This window comes from Oceanicaulis sp. (assembly GCF_965249665.1).
Classification (GTDB): domain Bacteria; phylum Pseudomonadota; class Alphaproteobacteria; order Caulobacterales; family Maricaulaceae; genus Oceanicaulis.
Genome location: NZ_OZ252247.1, coordinates 2,739,871 through 2,759,669 on the forward strand (window position 1 = coordinate 2,739,871; position 19,799 = coordinate 2,759,669).

The 19,799-nt window shown below is 61.5% G+C and carries 21 protein-coding genes; 4 read left to right on the forward strand and 17 right to left on the reverse strand.

Annotated elements, in window-relative coordinates; all coding sequences use genetic code 11:
* From clpA to ACP154_RS13200, 3 genes are all read right to left on the reverse strand, one after another.
* Positions 1–2,334 (reverse strand): ATP-dependent Clp protease ATP-binding subunit ClpA, encoded by a 2,334-nt coding sequence (gene clpA / locus ACP154_RS13190; RefSeq protein ID WP_421858412.1) that lies wholly within the window; start codon positions 2,332–2,334, stop codon positions 1–3.
* A gap of 3 nt (positions 2,335–2,337) precedes the next feature.
* Positions 2,338–2,664, reverse strand: a complete 327-nt coding sequence (clpS, locus tag ACP154_RS13195; RefSeq protein WP_107713385.1) for an ATP-dependent Clp protease adapter ClpS — start codon at positions 2,662–2,664, stop codon at positions 2,338–2,340.
* A gap of 249 nt (positions 2,665–2,913) precedes the next feature.
* Complete coding sequence (locus ACP154_RS13200; RefSeq protein WP_107713737.1) at positions 2,914–3,351, reverse strand: phasin family protein; 438 nt, start codon at positions 3,349–3,351, stop codon at positions 2,914–2,916.
* Between the two features lie 416 nt (positions 3,352–3,767).
* Between ACP154_RS13200 and ACP154_RS13205 the strand changes: the two genes are divergently transcribed.
* Positions 3,768–5,015 carry a serine hydrolase gene (locus tag ACP154_RS13205; protein WP_421858410.1) on the forward strand — a complete coding sequence of 416 codons (1,248 nt, stop codon included), beginning with the start codon at positions 3,768–3,770 and terminating at the stop codon, positions 5,013–5,015.
* Here the strand turns inward: ACP154_RS13205 and ACP154_RS13210 are convergent, their stop codons facing one another.
* The 3 genes from ACP154_RS13210 to ACP154_RS13220 form a co-directional block, all read right to left on the reverse strand.
* The gene (locus ACP154_RS13210) at positions 5,016–5,474 is read right to left on the reverse strand and encodes a DnaJ domain-containing protein (protein WP_421858407.1); all 459 of its coding nucleotides are present in this window, start codon (positions 5,472–5,474) and stop codon (positions 5,016–5,018) included. It lies immediately after the preceding gene.
* 19 nt (positions 5,475–5,493) lie between these two features.
* A complete protein-coding gene (locus tag ACP154_RS13215; RefSeq protein ID WP_421858404.1) occupies positions 5,494–6,357 on the reverse strand; it encodes a division plane positioning ATPase MipZ in 864 nt (287 codons plus the stop codon).
* 74 nt (positions 6,358–6,431) lie between these two features.
* Positions 6,432–6,977: an SPOR domain-containing protein gene (locus tag ACP154_RS13220; protein WP_421858402.1), complete on the reverse strand. Its 546-nt coding sequence runs from the start codon at positions 6,975–6,977 to the stop codon at positions 6,432–6,434.
* Between the two features lie 88 nt (positions 6,978–7,065).
* On the opposite strand from ACP154_RS13220, the gene panC reads away from it, so the two are divergent.
* Complete coding sequence (gene panC, locus ACP154_RS13225; protein ID WP_421858399.1) at positions 7,066–7,938, forward strand: pantoate--beta-alanine ligase; 873 nt, start codon at positions 7,066–7,068, stop codon at positions 7,936–7,938.
* A 1-nt stretch (position 7,939) separates the two neighbouring features.
* On the opposite strand, the gene ACP154_RS13230 is transcribed toward panC, so the two are convergent.
* From ACP154_RS13230 to ACP154_RS13280, 11 genes are all read right to left on the reverse strand, one after another.
* Positions 7,940–8,350 carry a DUF1489 family protein gene (locus ACP154_RS13230; RefSeq protein WP_421858396.1) on the reverse strand — a complete coding sequence of 137 codons (411 nt, stop codon included), beginning with the start codon at positions 8,348–8,350 and terminating at the stop codon, positions 7,940–7,942.
* A gap of 9 nt (positions 8,351–8,359) precedes the next feature.
* A complete protein-coding gene (locus ACP154_RS13235; protein WP_421858394.1) occupies positions 8,360–9,130 on the reverse strand; it encodes a hypothetical protein in 771 nt (256 codons plus the stop codon).
* Positions 9,131–9,227: 97 nt separating this feature from the next.
* A complete protein-coding gene (locus ACP154_RS13240) occupies positions 9,228–10,166 on the reverse strand; it encodes a cupin-like domain-containing protein (RefSeq protein ID WP_421858392.1) in 939 nt (312 codons plus the stop codon).
* Positions 10,167–10,253: 87 nt separating this feature from the next.
* Positions 10,254–12,239, reverse strand: a complete 1,986-nt coding sequence (locus tag ACP154_RS13245; RefSeq protein WP_421858389.1) for an acetyl/propionyl/methylcrotonyl-CoA carboxylase subunit alpha — start codon at positions 12,237–12,239, stop codon at positions 10,254–10,256.
* Between the two features lie 67 nt (positions 12,240–12,306).
* Entirely contained in the window at positions 12,307–13,167 is an 861-nt protein-coding gene (locus ACP154_RS13250; RefSeq protein WP_421858386.1) for a DUF817 domain-containing protein, read from the reverse strand.
* A 5-nt stretch (positions 13,168–13,172) separates the two neighbouring features.
* A complete protein-coding gene (locus ACP154_RS13255) occupies positions 13,173–13,970 on the reverse strand; it encodes an enoyl-CoA hydratase-related protein (protein ID WP_107713394.1) in 798 nt (265 codons plus the stop codon).
* A gap of 147 nt (positions 13,971–14,117) precedes the next feature.
* Positions 14,118–14,492, reverse strand: a complete 375-nt coding sequence (locus tag ACP154_RS13260) for a hypothetical protein (RefSeq protein ID WP_421858383.1) — start codon at positions 14,490–14,492, stop codon at positions 14,118–14,120.
* Between the two features lie 147 nt (positions 14,493–14,639).
* Positions 14,640–14,957, reverse strand: coding sequence for a hypothetical protein (locus ACP154_RS13265; RefSeq protein ID WP_421858381.1), 318 nt, complete (start codon positions 14,955–14,957; stop codon positions 14,640–14,642).
* Positions 14,958–14,982: 25 nt separating this feature from the next.
* Positions 14,983–15,567 (reverse strand): NAD(P)H-dependent oxidoreductase, encoded by a 585-nt coding sequence (locus tag ACP154_RS13270; RefSeq protein ID WP_421858378.1) that lies wholly within the window; start codon positions 15,565–15,567, stop codon positions 14,983–14,985.
* A gap of 78 nt (positions 15,568–15,645) precedes the next feature.
* Positions 15,646–16,266: an SOUL family heme-binding protein gene (locus ACP154_RS13275; protein WP_421858376.1), complete on the reverse strand. Its 621-nt coding sequence runs from the start codon at positions 16,264–16,266 to the stop codon at positions 15,646–15,648.
* A 61-nt stretch (positions 16,267–16,327) separates the two neighbouring features.
* The gene (locus tag ACP154_RS13280) at positions 16,328–17,935 is read right to left on the reverse strand and encodes a carboxyl transferase domain-containing protein (protein ID WP_421858373.1); all 1,608 of its coding nucleotides are present in this window, start codon (positions 17,933–17,935) and stop codon (positions 16,328–16,330) included.
* 141 nt (positions 17,936–18,076) lie between these two features.
* Here ACP154_RS13280 and ACP154_RS13285 point away from each other — a divergent pair, with 141 nt between their 5' ends.
* Both ACP154_RS13285 and ACP154_RS13290 read left to right on the forward strand, forming a co-directional pair.
* Positions 18,077–18,880, forward strand: coding sequence for a DUF5694 domain-containing protein (locus ACP154_RS13285; protein ID WP_421858370.1), 804 nt, complete (start codon positions 18,077–18,079; stop codon positions 18,878–18,880).
* A gap of 73 nt (positions 18,881–18,953) precedes the next feature.
* Positions 18,954–19,793: an enoyl-CoA hydratase-related protein gene (locus ACP154_RS13290; protein ID WP_421858368.1), complete on the forward strand. Its 840-nt coding sequence runs from the start codon at positions 18,954–18,956 to the stop codon at positions 19,791–19,793.
* Positions 19,794–19,799: the final 6 nt, after the last annotated feature.

A 19,799-nucleotide genomic window follows, 5' to 3' on the forward strand; every position in this document is an offset into this window, starting at 1 on the left:
TCACTTGACCGGCTCTTCGGTCTTTTTCTTTTTGCGCTTGGGTTTGGCGTCGTTGAGACGGTCGCCCGGAATGATCTCGAAATCGAGACGTTCAGGGTCCGCCGCATCCACATCAACCTTCACCACGCCGCCTTTCTTGAGCTGACCAAACAGGATCTCTTCAGCCAAAGGCTTCTTGATATGATCCTGAATAACCCGGCTCAGCGGGCGAGCGCCGAACTTCTCATCATAGCCGCGTTCGCCCAGCCAGCGGGTCGCCGGCTCGGTCAGCTCGAAGGTGACGCCGCGATCGGCCAGTTGCGCCTCAAGCTGCAGGACGAATTTCTCGACCACACGACCGATCACATCGAGCTTGAGACCGGAGAACGGGATGATGGCGTCCAGACGGTTGCGGAATTCCGGTGTGAACAGTCGCTCGATCGCCGCTTGGTCCTCACCGTCACGCTTGCCGCGGCCAAAGCCGATGGCTTCCTTGGCGGCGTCAGCGGCGCCGGCGTTGGAGGTCATGATCAGGATGACATTGCGACAGTCGACCGATTTGCCGTTGGCGTCGGTCAGCTGACCATTGTCCATCACCTGAAGCAGGATGTTGAAGATGTCGGGGTGCGCCTTCTCGATCTCGTCGAGCAGCAAGACCGAGTGCGGATGCTGGTCCACTGCGTCGGTCAGCTGACCGCCCTGATCATAGCCCACATAGCCCGGAGGCGCGCCCAGAAGGCGGCTCACCGTATGGCGTTCCATGTACTCAGACATGTCAAAGCGCAACAGCTCAACACCCAGCGTATCCGCCAGCTGGCGGGCGACTTCGGTCTTGCCCACCCCGGTCGGGCCGGAGAACAGGTAAGAGCCGATGGGCTTGTTGGGCTCCCTCAGGCCGGCGCGGGCCAGCTTGATGGCGCTCGACAGCTTTTCAATGGCGTCGTCCTGACCAAACACCACGCGCTTCAGCGAGGTGTCCAGATCGCGCAGCACGGATTCGTCGGTCTTGGAGACAGATTTCGGAGGAATACGGGCGATCTTGGCGACCACGGCTTCGATCTCTTTGACGCCGATGGTCTTCTTGCGCTTGGACTGCGGCACCAGACGCATGGAGGCGCCCGCCTCGTCAATCACGTCGATGGCTTTGTCGGGCAGTTTGCGGTCACCGATATAGCGATCGGACAGTTCCACCGCCGATTTCAGCGCGTCCGCTGTAAAGCGGATATCGTGGAAGTCCTCGAAATACGGCTTCAGGCCATTGAGGATCTTGATGGCGTCGGGCACGGAGGGCTCGCGCACATCGATCTTCTGGAAGCGCCGCGCCAGGGCGCGATCCTTCTCGAAGTGCTGCCGGTATTCCTTGTAGGTGGTCGACCCCATGCACCGAAGACCGCCCTGTTGCAGAGCAGGCTTGAGCAGGTTGGACGCATCCATCGCGCCGCCAGACGTCGCGCCAGCGCCGATGACGGTGTGGATCTCGTCAATGAACAGAACCGCGTTCGGGCGCGCTTCGAGCGCCTTGACCACCTGCTTGACGCGCTCTTCAAAGTCGCCGCGATAGCGGGTGCCCGCCAGCAATGCGCCCATGTCGAGCGAATAGATCGTGGCCTCGGCCAAAACTTCTGGCACTTCGTTCTCAACGATCTTGCGCGCCAGACCTTCGGCGATGGCGGTTTTACCCACGCCCGGATCGCCCACCAGAAGCGGGTTGTTCTTGCGGCGACGGCAGAGCACCTGGATGCAACGCTCCACTTCGTGTTCACGCCCGATCAGCGGATCCACGCCGCCTTCGCGCGCCTTTTCGTTCAGATCAACACAATAGGCCGACAGCGCGTCGTCTTTCTCTTCAGCGCCCTCGCCCAGCTCGGCGGCGTCCTCGTCCGCGCCCCTGGCGGGTCGCGCTTCGGATTCGCCGGGCTTCTTGGAAATGCCGTGCGAGATGTAATTGACCGCGTCATAGCGGGTCATGTCGCGTTCAGCGAGGAAGTAGGCCGCATGGCTTTCGCGCTCTGCGAAGAGCGCCACCAAAACATTCGCGCCCGTCACCTCGTCACGTCCCGAATTCTGAACGTGGATGACCGCACGCTGGATGACGCGCTGGAAACCTGCCGTGGGCTTGGCGTCCTCACCGTCATCCACGATCAGGCTCGCCAGTTCTTCATCCACGTACTCGTTGAGCGTGTCGCGAAGTTCGTCCACATCCACGTCGCAGGCGCGCATCACCGCGGACGCGTCCACGTCTTCGCACAGCGAGAGCAAGAGATGCTCCAGCGTTGCATATTCGTGCTTGCGTTCGGTCGCGGCCGTCAGGGCGCGATGCAGGGAACGTTCGAGAGTGGGTGAGAAAGAGGGCAAGGCCTAATCCTTTTCCATCGTGCACTGTAACGGATGCTGAGCACGGCGCGCAGCGTCCATGACCTGGGCCACCTTGGTTTCGGCGACCTCGTATGTGAATACGCCACACACGCCGACTCCATGTTGGTGCACATGGAGCATGATGCGAGTCGCGTCTTCTTGCCCCTTGTGAAAAATACGCACCAAAACCTCGATGACGAACTCCATGGGCGTGTAGTCGTCATTGAGCAGCAAAACCTTGTACATCGACGGACGTTTGGTCCGTGCGCGCGGTTTGACTGTTACGCCGGTCTCCTGATCGGGCAGGTCTGGCTTGTTCGGCTCACTCATGGGCAGTCTGGCGTCTCGCTAGCGTTACGCCCCAGCTTGATCCGGTTTTTCAGCCGCGGCAATCAATCATGATATTAAATAAGCGCGGCCGGGTTACAGAGAACCCCCTCAACTGATCACAACGCAGTTTACCTTCCAATTGATCGTGGAAATCGGACAAAAAAATGGTCCGGCGCGGACGCCGGACCAGTCAGGGAGGATTCAGAGCCGGGCGACGCGTCTAGGCGACACCCGGCAATACGGTGCGCCTTAGCGCTGGGACTGCATCAGCTCCAGGGCGGCGGAGAAACGCTCATTGATCGGCTTGAAGGAGTCCTTGAACAGGTTCGACATCAGGTCGGAACTCTTGTTCATTTCAGCCATCAGGGCGTCCATGGACGATTTGGTGTAGTCAGACTGGATCTCGATCAGTTCCTGAACCGATTTCGCGCCGGCCATGGATTTCGCGGCGGTCATGCCGTCTTCCATGGTTTTCTTGGCGAAGGCCAGATTGGCGGCGTTCAACTCTTCAATGGATTTGGCGGCGGAAGTGCTCGACGCGATCACGGCGTCCACGCTGTCCTTTTGGAACGCGCTGAACTCATTGACCGCGTTCATGGACTTTTCAAAGCCATCTTTCAGGGCTTCGTTAGACGCGGTGGTCATGGTTTCGATCGTGTCTTTGGCGGTGTTTTTTGCGGTGGTCATCGACGTATCTCCAGAATATTTGCGCGGGGGCGAGGGTTTTCGGGCTTTGCTTTGACCCGTTGTCTTTTTGGCGGTCCGCTTCACCGCCGCCTTGGCGGCTGGTGTGGCGGGTTGAGCCGATTGCTTCGCCGGCTCAGCAGCAGCCTTTGACTTCGCTTCCGATTGAGGCGCCTCGGTTGCCTTCGCTGCTTCAGCGTCAGACTGAGGCGTCTCTGACGCAGTTGAATTCGGAGTCGCGTTCGCCATTTTGGGCTCCATGCGTTCTCTGCCTTGTTAGCAGGTGCAGCATATATGCCTTCAGAAACGCCCTTCGTCAAGGGATTATTGTGCGCTGCACAAAACGTCGCACCCCTGCTCACACAGCTCATCTCGCACAGTTAACGCTCGAGCAAGGGCTTAGGCGCGAGAATGCAAACATGGCTCGAATTATCTTGCTCCTGGTGTGCGCCTTCAGCGTTTTCGCCCTCGTCCCCCGCGCCGAGGCGAGCGAGCGCTACGCGGCTTTCGTGGCGGATATGGAAACTGGCGAGGTGCTGCATGCTCGCCGGGCGGATGCGCTGCGCTATCCCGCCTCGCTCACCAAGATGATGACCCTTTACATGGTGTTTGACGCCTTGGAGCGCGGCGAGATCGCTTTGGACGATCCGATCACCGCCTCGGCGGAAGCCGCCAGCCGCCCGGCGTCGCGGCTGGGCTTGCGGGCCGGACAAACGCTCAGCGTGGAAGACGCCATCCGCGCCCTGATCATTCAAAGCGCCAATGATGTGGCTGTCGCGGTGGCTGAACACCTGGAGGGCGATGAAGCCCGTTTCGCTGAAGTGATGACAGACCGCGCTCGGTCGCTCGGTATGGCGAACACCGTCTTTCGCAACGCATCAGGACTGCCGGACGCACGCCAGCAGACCACAGCGCGCGACATCGCCCGCCTCGCCTATGCGCTTCACCGTGATTTTCCGCAACATTATGCGTATTTCAGCGAGACCCGGTTTCGCTGGAACGGCGTCACCCATCGCTCCCACAATACGCTGGTCGGCGTCCAGGCCGGCGTTGACGGTCTGAAAACCGGTTATATCCGCGCCTCCGGCTTTAATCTCGCTGCCAGCGCCGAGCGCGATGGACATCGCATCATCGCCGTGGTGATGGGCGGGGCGTCCGCCTCCGTTCGGGACGCCCATGCGCGCGAACTCATAGAAGCTGCGTACTTCTCCATCAACGCCCGCTCTGAAAGCCGGATGTTGGCCGCGCTCAACATGCCGCGGCTCAATCCCGTCCGCGAACAAGAAATCCTGACCGCAGAGCTCAGCACCTTGCCCGCCCAGACCGCGCAAGGCTCGGCGCCGGGCGTTCCGGCGGCGCGGGTCGAGCTCGAACCTGTCGGCGCCCCCCGCGCCTTCAACGCGCCCGAAACACCGGCGGGCTGGGCCATTCAGGTGGGCGCCTATACGTCACAGGCCGCCGCGTCCGCTCGGCTTGAAAGCGTTGCGATGATGGGCCTGCATAGTTTGCTGGGCGACGCGCAGGCGCGTGTCGAGCCGATGCAGCGCAATGGCCGCCAGCTCTGGCGAGCGCGCTATGCCGGACTGGACGGCTCTCGCGCCCAGTCCATCTGTCAGCGCCTGGAAGCGAGCGGAGAATCCTGTTTCGCCGTCCCGCCTGCCGCCTGATTAGTCACCCAGCAGCACGTCTCGCGCTTGCTGGACCTTCGCGGCCAGCGCGTCACTGCCGCCCTGATCGGGATGCACCCGCTTCATCATCGCACGATGCGCCTTGCGGATTTCGGCTTCGTCCGCATCCGGGCCGACGCCCAGAATCGCACGGGCTTCGTCAACACTCATGCCGGTTCGCGACGGTGCAGAGCTACGTCCGTCGGACTGTTGATCCGTGCGGCTCGAGCCCGGCTTTGCGCCGCGCATGGCCACGCCCAGAAAGCCCAGAGCCGCCCCGATCAGCGGCACGCCCGCCACCGCCAGACCGCGAACGGTCAACAAAGCCCCAAACAGGACGCCGCCAATCCCCAGCACCCAACGCAACAGCCGCGCCGCATCCTTTGACGGCAAGCGCGCCATCACAACGGCGAACACGATCACCAAAGCGGCGAGCGCCAGAAGTGCGTACAGGATCATGAACCATCCTCAGATACCATCAGAACGGAAACGGCTTTCCGCTCAATCCCGGCAGTTTGAGCACGATCAGCAATTCACGCAATTCCTGACGCGCGGCCACATGGCTCATGGTGAAGGTCATCGACGAGCCCGCTTCAGTCAGATCCAGCAAGGTCAGCCCGGCCGGAAACAACTCGCGATAGATCACACGCTCGGAAAAGCCCGGCGCCAGACGGAAACCCACGCGTTCTGACAAGGCTTTCAGCCCTTTGCCTACACGGCGTTTATTGCGCGAATCCAGATTGGAGATGCGATTGCGCATCACCAGCCAGTCGATGGATTTGCGCTCGCGCATGGCTTTGCGCTTTCGGCATTCCCAGACCATCTCGGAATACACGCTGGGTCGCCCCACTTCGAACGTATCGCCATCGATTTCCGCCAGCAGGGCGAAGTCCACAAAGCTGTCATTGATGGGCGTGATCAGGGTGTCGGCGCTGGCATGGGCGAGCCGGGCGTAATGGGTGTCGCCGCCGGGTGAATCCACAATGATGAAATCACATCCGCGGCTCAACTGGCCCAGGGTTTCCTCCCAGGCGGCGCGCTCTTCGGATTCCACATCATCCAGCGAGCGCGATTGAGAGATCGGCAGGCGCCCCTGAACAGGCATGGGCAAGGAGACGCCGCGCGCATCCGCCCATTTACGCCGATTGTCGAGATGCCGCGTCAGGCTCGCCTGACGCAGATCAAGGTCGATCACCCCAACGGTTTGCCCCATGCGCATCAGAGCCACGGCCAGATGAATGGCGACGGTGGACTTGCCCGCCCCGCCCTTTTCATTCCCGACCACGATCACATGCGCGCCCTCAGCGACGCGACCTGGTGACTCAACGGCGCCAGCAGACACAGTGACGACTCCCCAAACCTTATTGACTGCGGCGCTAGCACGCTCCGCCAATATTCGAAAGGTCTGTTATGGCGCTAACCGGGCAGCGCTTCACCGGTAAAATGCGTTGCCTGACACCACAGGCCCGCCGCTTGCGCTTGCGCACACAGGGCCCGCGCCTCGGCCCGGCTGTCAAACGGTCCCGCTTTCAGGCGCAAAAACTCGCCCTGTTCCAGCTGCACGCGTTCGATCCGCGGCTCCGCCGCTGACAGGGCCGGCAGCTGTACGCCGAGCTGGCGCCAGCCGATCTGGGCGTTGCTGAGCAATCGGTAGGACGCCAGATGCGCTCCGTAAAGAAGGCTCTGAGCCCCATCAAGTTCGGGCGCCGGATCGAACGACCTCGCCTCTGGTGGGGCCGGTAAGGGCGCAGACGGCGCATGGGGCGCGGTCAGTAGCGCGGCCCTCAGGGCGCCCATTTCAGCGCTGGCGGCCTCGACACGGTCAGGATGGTTGGCGGCGGTGTCTTCCAGAAGCTGCGCCAGTTCAAGCGCAGGCTGAGCACGCGTTTCGACAGAGGGCGATCCCATACTGACGCAGCCCGTCAGCCCCAGTGCCGCAATCATGATGAAGACCAAGCGCATGCCGTATTCCCTAAACCGAGTCGCACGCTTGCGAGACTGCCACGGCTAAGGCTAGCGTGCAGCCGCTATTTTCGCCCAGGAGGCCGCCGTGACACACGGTCCTGAACTCGCCTTGCCCGCCGCCTATTCCATCGCCGCTGTCAGAGACCAGGTCCGTCAATGGCGCAAAGACGGTCTGCGCGTCGGTTTCGTGCCCACCATGGGCGCTTTGCATGACGGGCATCTGGCGCTTGTCAAACAAGCGCTCGCCTCCTCTGACCGGGTTGTCGTCAGCATTTTCGTCAATCCGACCCAGTTTGCGCCGGGCGAAGATTTTGACGCCTATCCGCGCACACTGGAGCAGGACGCTGACAAGTTGTCAGAAACGGGCGCGCATCTGGTGTACGCACCGGACGCGCGTGAAATGTATCCCGAAGGGTTTGTCACCAGCGTCTCGCTGACCGGCCCCTCGCATGGTTTGGAAAGCGTGTCGCGCCCGCATTTCTTCAATGGCGTCGCAACTGTGGTCTGCAAGCTCTTCAATCAGGTCCAGCCCGATACAGCCGTGTTCGGCGAGAAAGACTATCAGCAGCTTATGGTGATCCGGCGCATGGTCACAGATCTCAACCTGCCCGTCGATATCCTGGGCGGGGAGACCGTGCGCGAAGCGGACGGCCTCGCCCTGTCCTCGCGCAATGTCTATCTCAACGACACCGAGCGCGACCGCGCGGCGCGGCTGAATGTAATCTTGAGCGAATTCGCTGACGCTTTGTCGAGCGGCGCAAATGTGGCGGACGCCCAGCATCAATCCCTGCTCAAGGCGCAATCGGCGTTTGACGGTGTGGATTACGTGGTGGCTCGGGACGCGCAAACGCTTGAGGCCCTGCCCTCTGGCCCCATCGAACGGGATGCGCGCGTCCTGGCGGCGGTGCGTGTGGGCAAGACGCGCCTTATCGACAACCGCGCAGCGCCCAAGGCTTAAGTCACCAGGCGCCCAGCTCGATCAGTTTGCGACGCAGCTCATCGGGCAGGTCCTCGCCGCCCGCATGCTCAGTAAGGTCGGCTGGCGCGTCTTCGGCTTTCAGATAGCGCCAGCCCTGAAACGCGCGCCGAGGCAACGGCGCTGTGCGCACCAGCTTGTTCTCAAGCCAGATATTGCAGCGCTTGATCCCGTCGGTATCGGTGAACTCTTCCAGATCAAGCACGGTCTGACGCACCTGAATGACGCGCTTGATAACCCAGTATAGCGATCCGCCCGCCAGGATCTCATCCTTGCGTTTGGGCGTCATACGGGTGGTGTGCATGGTGGGCTGGCCATCATGACGGTCGAGCCAGCCTTGCAGCTGTTCAACGGAGTCCACGCCCACACACAGTTTGACAAGATTCAGCGCCATACCGCCGAATTAGGGCGACTCCGTCGCCTCAACAACCGCCGCGCCTGCACCCGGCGCAGCCCACTCAATGTCGAGAATTTCAATGGTCATGTTCTCGTCAAAGGACTGGAACGCTGCAGACCCGGCGATGTTGAAGTGCAAGCTCGCCAGCCGCGGGCCGTTCACCGCTTCGTCAAAGACGTAATCTTGCAAGAACTGAAAGCCGTCGATGCGAGCGGCGAAATTGGGTTTCACGCTTTCCTGGAGCCTGAGATGAAACGCCTGCACATGGCCATTGGCGGCGTTCACATGAACCTCGCCCTGCATCGCCTCGAGCATCCTTTGCTCCGTCCGGTCAGGCTCACCCTCTGAGTCCGGCATGACGAGCGGTACGAAGCCGTAGATCAGGCGGCCGTCCTCCTCGCGCAGCAGGCTGACATCCTCGCCCATGATCCGGCGTAGCTCTTCGGGATCAAAATCCTCGGCGCTGAAGCCGCCCTCTTCATCGGCGGCTTCGTCTTCATCGTCTTGACGAAGATCGTCCCACAGCTCCCGCTGGGCTTCATTCAGGGTGTCTTCCGGCGGCGCCAGCAGCGTGTAATCGCTATCGCCCGTGTCGGTTTCGACCATCCGCACCATGATACGATCATTATTGACGCCAATGCGCATATCAATGCGCGCCGCCTCTCGGTCATTGAGTGGCGCGGAGAGCGCCTGTTCCAGCGGCTCTGGCAGTAGAGCAAAAGCGGAAGTCGCGGAAAACAGTGCGGCGCAAGCGCCCAGCATCAGACTGCGAACCATGGGGGGAAGACCCTCTTCTCATCCAGAAAGCGACAGTCTCGCCTTCCTAATGCGGCAAGACTAGGGCGTGTACCGGACAAAACGCCTCGGGCCGGGGTCAAGCGGGAGCGCGATCGGACAATCCATCCTTGCGCGCCAGATCCACATCAAACGTGGTGTCGCTTTTGGGCGCAGGGCGCGACTGAACACCGAAGGCGCCCTGAATAGCCTTGTAGGCTTTCGAAAGACCCAGCTTGGCGTAAGCCTGCACCCCACGGCTTGAAGCCGTGCGCGGGGTCAAGCCCATCTGACGCAGCACTCCATTGGCGTGATAGACGCCGTTTTGAAGGGTGGATTGCGGTGTCACCATCTCGACTGTGATCGACACGTTAAGCCCTTCCAGATTCTCCACGCGGTGCGGGGAATGCAGCGGCCAGGACACAAACGCGCCCGGATCAAGATCTATCTGGGCGGCCTGGGCGTCCCAGTCCGGGTTAAACGGCACGTCTTCAGTCTGTCTCTTATGAAGAATCGCCTCCATGGACTGCTCATCCACGAAAGGCGCGCGCGGCGGATAAATCCGGAAGCGCTTCTTGCCCTTGACGTGCAACAGCAAGGTCTCGGAGACGTCGGAATGATAAAACACCTGCGCGCGCGGGCTGGAGATCAGAATACCGCCATAGGCTCGCAGCGGGCTGAATCCCGGATTGAGACGTTTGAGCTGAGCGATCAAAGCCTCAAAGATCGGCTTGTAGATCGCATCCGTATCCATGGCCTGGCGCAGATTGATCCACAGCTTGCCAGCGCGGACGGCCTCGATCAGCTCACGGCCTTTCAGGGCGCCCCCCTCGCCCGCCCGCCAGCTTTCGCGGTCGGTCGGGTCGTCGCCCATGGTGCAAATGTCAGTCAGAGCTTTTGGATGACGGTTCAAGAGCGCTGCGAGCGCCAGCTCGCTGAAGGCCGGATCCATATGAAGCCGATGGCGCGCAGTGACGACCCCGGCGCGGAAATCTTTCCGCTTGTCTTCATTCCAATCGATCAGCACAGGGTCGGTCATCACACAGCTCCGTCGCAATCTGGGACGCCATGACGTCCCTGATCACGTGCTGTGCATCGGTTGGGCCAAACTCAGGCCTTGCAGCGTTTATTCGTCTGCGAGCGTGACCAGAACGGTGCCGTCTCCCACCTGTGAGCCTTCAGACGCGCCGACGCTTTCCACCACACCGTCACGCGGAGCGGCGAGCGCATGCTCCATTTTCATGGCTTCCAGCACGGCCAGGGTCTGGCCCTTTTTGACGGCGTCTCCAGCTTTCACAGGCACCGACAAGACCTTGCCGGGCATGGGCGCCTTGATTGCGCCGCCCGCTTCCAGAGCATCGGCCAGCGCGGCCGGATTATAACGCTCGATCAGATGAGTCTCGCCCTGACAGGCCACCAGCACGCCCCGCCCGCGCGGCTTAACGCGCGCCGAGACAGGTCGGCCGTCCAAGCGGGCGTGGATCTCCGCGCCCGTCAGGCACAGATCGGTTAGCGCATAGCTCTGATCGCCAATCTGAGAGTCAAACCGATGATCGTCGCGTTTCAGCGAGACGGACAAGCGTGTCTCCTCTGCCTGAAAGCCCAGCTCGATAACGGGGTCTGAGTTGGCGCGAAACCCGTCTGCGACAGCCCAAGGGTCCGTGTCCGCCGCGAAGGCGCCGGCCCCGTCCGTCAAACTCAAAGCGGCGGCGACATAGCTGAAAGCCGGTGGGGATTTGGGAGCCAGCTGGTCCAGTCTCGCATCGATGAAGCGGGTATCCACCTCACCGGCCCGGAAATCGGCATGGGTCAGCGCCCGGCGCAGGAAGCCTGCATTGGTCTTGACCGGATAGACGCGCACCTGCGTGTCCAGCACATCCACCAGACGGTCGATCGCGTCCTCGCGCGTATCAGCGAAGGTGATCAGCTTGGCGATCATCGGATCATAATGCAGCGAAACCTCGCCGCCCTCGCGGACGCCAGAATCCGTGCGAACGCCCTTGGCGAGATCGGTTTCGGGCAGATCGAGATACTCCAGCGGTCCAATAGAAGGCAGGAAACCGGTGGCGGGGTCTTCTGCATAGAGGCGCGCTTCCATGGCCCAGCCTGACAGGCTGATCTGGTCTTGTTCCGGCACGGAGCCGCCTGACGCGACGCGCAATTGCAGCTCCACCAGATCGGTCCCCGTCACAGCTTCCGTCACCGGGTGCTCGACCTGAAGACGGGTGTTCATTTCCATGAAGTAAAAGCCGTCTTCACGCAGCGGACCGGATCCGTCGACGATGAACTCCACCGTGCCGGCGCCCACATAATCCACGGCTTGAGCCGCCCGCACCGCCGCCGAACACATGGCGGCGCGCACATTGGGCGTCATGCCCGGCGCGGGCGCTTCCTCGATGACCTTCTGGTGGCGGCGCTGCAGCGAGCAATCGCGCTCGAAGAAATGCACCACACGCCCCCGGCTATCGCCAAACACCTGCACCTCGATATGGCGCGGGCTGGAGATGAACTTCTCGATCAGCACCCGGTCATCGCCGAAGCTCGACGCAGCTTCGCGCTTGCAGCTTTCCAGCGCTTCCAGAAAGGCGTCAGACGCCTCCACCTTGCGCATGCCCTTGCCGCCGCCGCCCGCGACCGCCTTGATCAGCACCGGATAGCCGATCTGGTCGGCCTGGGTCTTGAGATGATCGGGATCCTGTTCCGCGCCGTGATAACCGGGCGTCACAGGCACGCCAGCTTTCTCCATCAGCGCCTTGGCGCGGTCCTTGAGCCCCATCGCTTCGATGGCGTGTGGAGACGGCCCCACAAAGATCACACCGGCCTTGGCGCAGGCCCGGGCGAAATCGGCGTTTTCAGACAGGAAGCCATAGCCGGGATGGATCGCATCGGCGCCTGTTCTCTTCGCGGCGTCGAGAATCAGGTCTGCTTTCAGATAGCTGTCGCGCGCCGGCGCAGGCCCCAGAAGGACCGCTTCATCGGCCAGACGCACATGGGGCGCATCCGCATCGGCTTCGGAATAGACCGCCACAGTGGCGACGCCGAGCTTGTGCGCGGTGCGCATGACGCGGCAGGCGATTTCGCCCCGGTTGGCGATCAGAAGCTTTTTCATCATGGGTGGACATCCATTGCGGTGAAAGCTGTTGGCGCGGTTTTGGGGCAAGCCGTGCCTGTGTGCAAGCTTAGCTCTGTGTATCAGGACGTTCGGCGCCCCGGGTCAGCACCACCAGCACAAAGCTGATCTGCATCAACAAGAACCAGCTGCCAAGCTTGGCCAGCGACACCATTTCCCATTGGTCTTCCTGCCCCGGATAGGACCAGGCGCGTGCATAGGTGCCGATATTCTCGGCGAACCAGATGAACAGCGCCACCAATACAAGCCCCAGAAGCAACGGCATGAAGCGATGCTTGCGATCCGGCCGAAACCAGATCACGCAAGGGCCATAGATCAGCGCGCTGGCGGCGAACAACACCCAGCGGACGTCGATCACATAATGATGGCTGAAGAAGTTGATATAGATCGCCAGAGCCAGCAGGGCTTGCGCCCAGACCGGTGGAAAGCGGTCAAAGCGAAACTCAAAAATCCGCCAGACCCGGGTCATATAGCTGCCGACGCTGGCGTACATGAAGCCCGAGAAGAGCGGCACGCCCCAAAGGGCCAGCAAAGCCTCGTTCGCGCCGGGATAGAGCCAAGAGCCCGCATGGACCTTGAAAATCTCCATCGCCGTCCCGACGACATGAAAGACGGCGATCACTCGCACTTCCGCCCAGCTTTCGAGACGAAAGGCGATCATGCCCAGCTGGATCAGAACGGCGCCCAGCGTGATGACGTCGAACCGATGGAGCAGCGCAGTGTCAGGATAAAACAGATACACGCCCAGGATCAGCGCCAGCATGAGCCCGCCAAACAGGCAGGCCCAGCCCTGTTTGATCCCGAAGCTGAGAAACTCAAAACTGGCCAGCGACCAGGCCCCCCTCACCCAGCGGGCGCGCAGGGCCTCTCGCTCACGGTGAAACCAGGCTTCGAGTTCACGCAACCCCAAGCGCGTCAGTCCGTCCAGAAGGGTTTTCGCTTTTCCAGGAAGGCGGCGAGGCCTTCGCGGCCCTCCTCGCTGACCCGGCGGTCGGCGATCTGATGAGCCGTCTTGCGCAGAAGGTCGTCATTGATCTCACGACCGGCGACCATGTCCACCAGATCCTTGGCGTCACGCACGGCGCCGGGCGCCGTCTGAAAGGCCAGCTTTCCGAGGTATTCCATCATGTCATCAAGCTCGTCCGCGCTCTCGACCACATACTGGGCGAGGCCCATCTTGTGCGCGAACTCGCCATCAAAGCCCTCACCGGTGGCAAACAGGGCGCGCGCATAGCGCGGGCCGATGGCGCGCACCACAAACGGCGAGATCGTGGCCGGGGTCAGCCCCAGACGCACTTCAGAGAACCGAATTTTGGCGTCCTTGACCGCCACAGCCACATCGCACGCCGCCATCAGACCCGCGCCTCCGCCCATGGCCGCGCCCTGCACCAGGGCGATGGTGGTTTGAGGCAGATCGTAAAGCCGCTTGAGCATGCGCGCGAGGTTCAGCGCGTCGGCCTGGTTGTCGTCATGGGTCCAATCGGCTGCGGCCTTCATCCATTCAAGATCAGCGCCGGCGGAAAAGCTCTTGCCAGCGCCCCGCAGGAACACCACGCGCACTTCGTCGGTGTTGGCGCGCAGGGTCTCGAAAATATCTGACAGACGGGCGATGATGTCGGCGTTGAACGCATTGTGCTTGTCAGGCCGGTTCAGCGTCACGATGGCCGCGCCGCCTCGGGTCACATCGAGCAAAACTTCATTTTCAGCAGCCATCAGACATCGCCTTCTTGTTATCGCTGGTGGAGCGTCCTGATTACCGCGCTGCGCGGCCTGGGCCAAGCCGTCAGCTCTGCGCCAAATGACGACAGCCCGCCGCCAGTTCCGGCGACGGGCTGTTTCAAGCCTTATGGTCAGGCCTGTCTAGCGGGGCAGCACAATGGCCTTGATGATGTAAAGCACCGTCAAACCGACCAGATAGGCGGCGCCCAGAAACGCGATGTATTGCCAGTACAGCATATCGGTCACGGGCGGGATCGAGAACGCGGCCCCGTCACGCACCATCGGCAAAACCACGTCGACGATCACATGCACGATCGCCGCCATCACGGTGAAGATCAGGATCGCCGCGTATTCCTGCATCAAGAGGGCCATCACCAGCCCGATCACGCCCATTTGAACGCCCAGGAAGATCCAGTTGATGGATCCGCCATCGCCATGAATGGAGTATTGCAGCCCGGCCATCAGCCAGGCCCAGACAGGCTCGATATAAGCCCAGATTTGATCAATAAATTCCATAGTCATCCCCTCGCCAGCCAGCCTGATACAGGCCGCCACTGTGTGGAGCGTGCCAAGAAGTTAACAAAAATCAAGCAAAACTCTTGTTGCAGCGCCCAAAAAGCGACGCTGCAGACAGGAATCAGCGGCTTTTTCCTTCAATCAGCGTTAACGTTTGAAGAGCAGACGCTTGATCATCGCAAAAATCGAAATGACGACCAGATAACCCACCAGCACCACGGCGGCGTAACGCCAATACGCGCCTTCCAGGATCGGCGGCAGCCGCAGCGCGGCGCCGTTGGCGATCACCGGGATCAGAACATCCACCGCCAAATGAATGACAGTCGCCGCCAGAACGATGACCGGCAAGCGCTTGAGATCAGGCAACACAACCGCCGCGATCAGTGCAATCAACAATCCCTGCACCGCGTTAATCTCGTTGAACCCGGCGCGCATGAACGCCAGCACGTCGTTTAGAAAATCCATGATCGTCCCCCAGACCGATGAAGGATCACGACGCCAGTCTGCCCAGTTTGCGCACCGCTTTGAGCATGCGCTCTCGCCTTTGCGGGCTGGACTCCACCAGACCGAAGACGCTGTGACGGACGGGCCCGAATCCCGAGATTTTGAAGATGCCGGATTCCAGCCCCTTTAGCGAGTGAGCGCCAAATAAAAGCTTATAGGCCGCCCCAGGCATGCCCATGGTCACGATCAGGCGCGCAGATTTGCCTCTCATCTTCTGGGCGGACCAGCCTGCACCTTCCGTGTTCTGGTCCAGAAAAAAGCCGTCGCGGGCGAGATGCTCCAGCACGGTGCGTGACTTGGCTGGCAGCCCGCCCAGCCACAGGGGGAAGATCATCACCACATGGTCAGCGTCGCGCATCGCATCCCGAACGGGATCGAGCATCGGATCCGGCGGGGTCAGGAAATCCTCGGCGCGGTCGAGCGGCGGCAGTTCCATCTCGCCCAGGTTAAAGCGCATCACACGGCATCCGGTCTCCAGAGCCGCCTCCTCATAAGCATCGGTCAGCGCCGAACAGAAACGCTCGGGCGATGGGTCGGGATGGGCGTTGAGAAGGCAGATTTTGCGGATCATGGCTCTCTCCTCTGTTGAGAGGAGAATACCGCTATTCATTCCGCACGGGCATGCGACACAGAGCCCGCACCGAAGCCTTTAACGGGCGGCGATTTCCACCCAGACTTCATTACGCCGAAACGGCCCCGGGACCCAGGGCGGATCATAGGACGCGTAAGTCGGCGTGCTCAGCGGCTCGAGACCTTGTTCCTGCAGATACGCCTCGAGCGCCTCCCGGCCTCTTTGGGCGCGGGCGTCATTCATCATGCCGGAAAACTGATAGACGGCGATGCGCCGCGCCGGTTGTTCGCGCAGGGTAACGTCATCATTCATGGGCTCGGGGAGCGTCTCCATCGTCCATTCAGACGGCATGATGAAGGCCACCGTCCAGCGCCCCTCCGCATCGGCTTCCGTGGTCACCGGCGCCGTCATGGCGATCTCCTGCCCTGAACGGGTCGAGGTCACAGGTGCGGTCATCGCGATCTCTTCGCGCGGCTGGTTATCGCCAAAAATATACCCCGCCAAAGGGCGAAAGCCGCGACCGCTCGCCTGGCGGCGATCGCCTTCGACCACCACTTCCGCGAGGATCTGTGGCGCGTAATCGCGGATTTCTATGGGCCCGTCGCGCTCCACAAGCCTATAGGCGGGTTCCTCAGCGGCCATAGCGGGGCTCGCGACGAGCGCTGAGACCAGCCCGGTCAGGCAGGCGAAAAGACGCATGATTGAGCTCCTTGAATGTCATGAAGCTCTATACGCTGCTGCGCCTTCGACGGATCAGAGCCTACATCCGGAAGACGCCGAACTTGGTATCTTCCACCGGGGCGTTGAGGGCGGCGGACAGGGCGAGGCTGACCACCCGGCGGGTGTCCTGAGGCTCGATCACGCCGTCATCCCAGATCCGGGCGGTGGAGTAATAGGGCGAGCCCTCTTCCTCGTATTTCTCGCGAATGGGCTGCTTGAAGCTTTCCTCGGCTTCAGCGCTCCACTCCTCGCCGCGCAGCTCCATGCCGTCGCGCTTGACCGTCGCGAGAACGCTCGCGGCCTGTTCGCCGCCCATCACTGAAATCCGCGCGTTCGGCCACATGAACAAAAAGCGCGGACCAAAGGCGCGGCCGCACATGCCGTAATTGCCGGCGCCGTAAGACCCGCCGATAACCACGGTGATCTTGGGCACTTTCGCGGTGGACACAGCGGTGACGAGCTTGGCGCCGTCCTTGGCGATGCCGCCCGCCTCGTATTTGGACCCCACCATGAAGCCGGTGATGTTTTGCAAGAATAAAAGCGGGATTTTGCGCTGGCAGCAGAGCTCGATGAAATGCGCGCCCTTCAGCGCGCTTTCAGAGAACAGCACGCCATTATTGGCGATAATGCCCACCGGCATGCCGTGCAGACGGGCGAACCCGGTCACCAGCGTCTCGCCATAGAGCTTCTTGAACTCGTCGAACTCAGAGCCGTCCACAAGACGGGCAATCACTTCGCGCACGTCAAAGGGCTGACGCGTGTCCGCAGGGATCACGCCGCCCAGTTCTTTCGGGTCCAGGCGCGGATCGCGGGGCTCTTCGAGGAAGAGCTGCTTGGGTTTGACGGTGTTGAGCCCGGCCACGATACGGCGCGCGATCTGCAGGGCGTGGTCATCATCGGCGGCGTAATGGTCCACCACGCCGCTTTCACGTGCATGCACGTCCGCGCCGCCGAGATCTTCCGCCGAGATCACTTCGCCGGTCGCAGCTTTCACCAGCGGCGGACCGCCCAGGAAGATCGTGCCCTGCTTTCTGACGATGACGCTCTCATCTGACATGGCGGGCACATAGGCGCCGCCTGCGGTGCAGCTGCCCATAACCACCGCGATCTGGGGAATGCCCTCAGAGGAGAGATTGGCCTGGTTGAAGAAGATGCGGCCAAAATGCTCCTTGTCGGGGAACACCTCCGCCTGGTGGGGCAGGTTCGCGCCGCCTGAGTCCACCAGATAGATGCACGGCAGGCGATTCTCGCGTGCGATCTCTTGGGCGCGCAGGTGCTTCTTCACCGTCATCGGGTAATAGGTGCCGCCCTTCACCGTCGCGTCATTGCAGACAATCACACACTCGCGGCCCGACACCCGGCCAATGCCCGTGATCATGCCCGCGCCATGGACATCCCCCTCATACATGCCGTGCGCAGCCAGTGCGCTCAGCTCCAGAAAGGGCGAACCGGGATCGAGCAGCCGCTGAACGCGATCCCGGGACAACAGCTTGCCGCGCTTGAGATGCTTTTCACGCGCCCGCTCATTGCCGCCCTTGGCGGCTTCGGCGGTCTTCTCCCGCAACTCGGCGACCAGTTCCTCCATGGCCTCTGAATTGGCCTTGAAGCTGTCTGAAGACACGTCGAGCTGGGTGTGAAGTTCGGTCATGGCGCGTTTTTTCCGTCTGGTGGAACAAGACTGACGCGCTGCTTAGCGCGCCGCGCCCCTCTCGCGCAACGCTTTGCATCCGATCAGAAGCCAGGCGGCATCACTGAGACATTAGAAGACTGCAAACTCTGGAAGGTTCTCATGCTGGCTACACTCACTCTCGCCATATCCCTCCTCGCCTCCCCGGTGCAAACCGAATGGATTGAAACTGACGCCGCCCCCATCGAAGTGATGGTCCTGGGCAGCTACCACTTCACTGGCGGCGGTCAGGATCTGCACAATGCTCAGGTCGATGATCATCTGGCCCCAGAGCGACAAGCCGAAATCGCGGAAGTGCTCGACGCCCTCGCCGACTTTGAGCCCACGAAAGTCATGGTTGAGTTGACCCCTGAGCATGAAGACGCGTTCAACGCCGCCTATCAGGCCTATCTGGCGGGCGAGCACTCCCTGACCGTTAATGAGCGGCAGCAACTGGGCATGCGGCTCGCGGCGCGCCTGGGACATGAGCGCCTCTACGCCATTGATCAGGCGTCCGACATGGATTTTGAAGGCATGATGGGGGCGGCGCAGGACGCGGGTCAGGACCGTTTGCTGGGGGAGTTCGGAAACTTCAACGCTGCGGTTCCGGTTCTCATGCAAGACATGGAAAGCGGGAGTGTGATGGCGCGTTTGCGCGCCTCCAATTCCCAGTTCGCCCATGACGCCCATGGATTATATCTGACGCTGGCGCAAACGGGCACGATTGAAGACCCGATCGGGGTTCAGGAAATGGGCGAATGGTGGACGCGCAATCTGGCGATCTTCGCCAACGCCGCCCGTCACGCCGAACCGGGCGACCGCCTGCTGCTGATCTACGGCGCTGGTCACAAGCATCTTCTGGAGCAATTCTTTGAAGATGCACCCGGTTTTCGCATCGTCGATCCGCTCGACACGCTCGAGGAATAATCACAAACACGCAGCCAGACTGCTTGTTCACGCCTTAAGGGCTCGGCATGGTGTCTCCCACGGAGGAGACACCATGACCGAGTACACCAGTTTTAAAGTGACCCAGGACGGGCCGATCGCGCGCATCACCCTGAACCGGGCGGACAAGCGCAACACCATGACGCCTGCCTTCTGGGCGGAGCTGCCCCATGCCGTGGGCGCCTTGTCTGATGCGGGCGAAACCCGCGTGCTGATTCTGGACGCCGAAGGTCCGGTCTTCACCGCCGGCATGGATATTTCGGTCTTCACTGATCCCAATGCGCTGAAAACGGACTCAGCCTCCATGCGCGAAGCCTTCATGACGGCTGCCACAGCGCTGCAAGACAGCTTCACCGCGTTCGAAAAAGCCCGCTTTCCGGTGATCGCCGCCATTCAGGGCCCCTGCGTGGGCGGCGGCGTCGACATGATCTGCGCGGCGGACATCCGTTATGGAACCCAAGACGCCTGGATGCGCATTGAAGAGACCAATATCGGCATGTTCGCCGATGTCGGCACATTGCAGCGACTGCCCGGCCTGATCCCCGAAGGCGTCGCGCGGGAGCTAGCCTATACCGGCGAAACCCTCAGCGCTGATCGCGCGGAGAAGCTGGGGCTTTACAATGAAGTCCTTGAAAGTCCCGAAGCGCTGAAAGCACGTGTGGACACCGTGGCGGAAACAATCGCCAGCAAGGCGCCGCTGACGATCTCCGGCGTCAAGCGCTCGTTCCTCTATGCGCGTGATCATACGGTGGCGGACAGCCTTGAGCACGCCATGACGCTTCAGGCCTCGCTGTGGTGTCCTGAAGACATCATGGAGGCGATCACAGCCCGTGGCGAGAAACGTGAAGGCGCGTTCCAGGCTTTGACGCCGGTCAAACGCATGGGGCAGTCTTAACCAAGG

What these genes read in the sequence shown, in the direction of transcription:
- clpS (WP_107713385.1), bottom strand. Translation starts at nt 2,664, where the DNA reads ATGAGTGAGCCGAACAAGCCAGACCTGCCCGATCAGGAGACCGGCGTA.
- ACP154_RS13200 (WP_107713737.1), bottom strand. Translation starts at nt 3,351, where the DNA reads ATGACCACCGCAAAAAACACCGCCAAAGACACGATCGAAACCATGACC.
- ACP154_RS13205 (WP_421858410.1), top strand. Translation starts at nt 3,768, where the DNA reads ATGGCTCGAATTATCTTGCTCCTGGTGTGCGCCTTCAGCGTTTTCGCC.
- ACP154_RS13210 (WP_421858407.1), bottom strand. Translation starts at nt 5,474, where the DNA reads ATGATCCTGTACGCACTTCTGGCGCTCGCCGCTTTGGTGATCGTGTTC.
- ACP154_RS13220 (WP_421858402.1), bottom strand. Translation starts at nt 6,977, where the DNA reads ATGCGCTTGGTCTTCATCATGATTGCGGCACTGGGGCTGACGGGCTGC.
- ACP154_RS13230 (WP_421858396.1), bottom strand. Translation starts at nt 8,350, where the DNA reads ATGGCGCTGAATCTTGTCAAACTGTGTGTGGGCGTGGACTCCGTTGAA.
- ACP154_RS13235 (WP_421858394.1), bottom strand. Translation starts at nt 9,130, where the DNA reads ATGGTTCGCAGTCTGATGCTGGGCGCTTGCGCCGCACTGTTTTCCGCG.
- ACP154_RS13240 (WP_421858392.1), bottom strand. Translation starts at nt 10,166, where the DNA reads ATGACCGACCCTGTGCTGATCGATTGGAATGAAGACAAGCGGAAAGAT.
- ACP154_RS13245 (WP_421858389.1), bottom strand. Translation starts at nt 12,239, where the DNA reads ATGATGAAAAAGCTTCTGATCGCCAACCGGGGCGAAATCGCCTGCCGC.
- ACP154_RS13255 (WP_107713394.1), bottom strand. Translation starts at nt 13,970, where the DNA reads ATGGCTGCTGAAAATGAAGTTTTGCTCGATGTGACCCGAGGCGGCGCG.
- ACP154_RS13260 (WP_421858383.1), bottom strand. Translation starts at nt 14,492, where the DNA reads ATGGAATTTATTGATCAAATCTGGGCTTATATCGAGCCTGTCTGGGCC.
- ACP154_RS13265 (WP_421858381.1), bottom strand. Translation starts at nt 14,957, where the DNA reads ATGGATTTTCTAAACGACGTGCTGGCGTTCATGCGCGCCGGGTTCAAC.
- ACP154_RS13270 (WP_421858378.1), bottom strand. Translation starts at nt 15,567, where the DNA reads ATGATCCGCAAAATCTGCCTTCTCAACGCCCATCCCGACCCATCGCCC.
- ACP154_RS13275 (WP_421858376.1), bottom strand. Translation starts at nt 16,266, where the DNA reads ATGCGTCTTTTCGCCTGCCTGACCGGGCTGGTCTCAGCGCTCGTCGCG.
- ACP154_RS13280 (WP_421858373.1), bottom strand. Translation starts at nt 17,935, where the DNA reads ATGACCGAACTTCACACCCAGCTCGACGTGTCTTCAGACAGCTTCAAG.
- ACP154_RS13285 (WP_421858370.1), top strand. Translation starts at nt 18,077, where the DNA reads ATGCTGGCTACACTCACTCTCGCCATATCCCTCCTCGCCTCCCCGGTG.
- ACP154_RS13290 (WP_421858368.1), top strand. Translation starts at nt 18,954, where the DNA reads ATGACCGAGTACACCAGTTTTAAAGTGACCCAGGACGGGCCGATCGCG.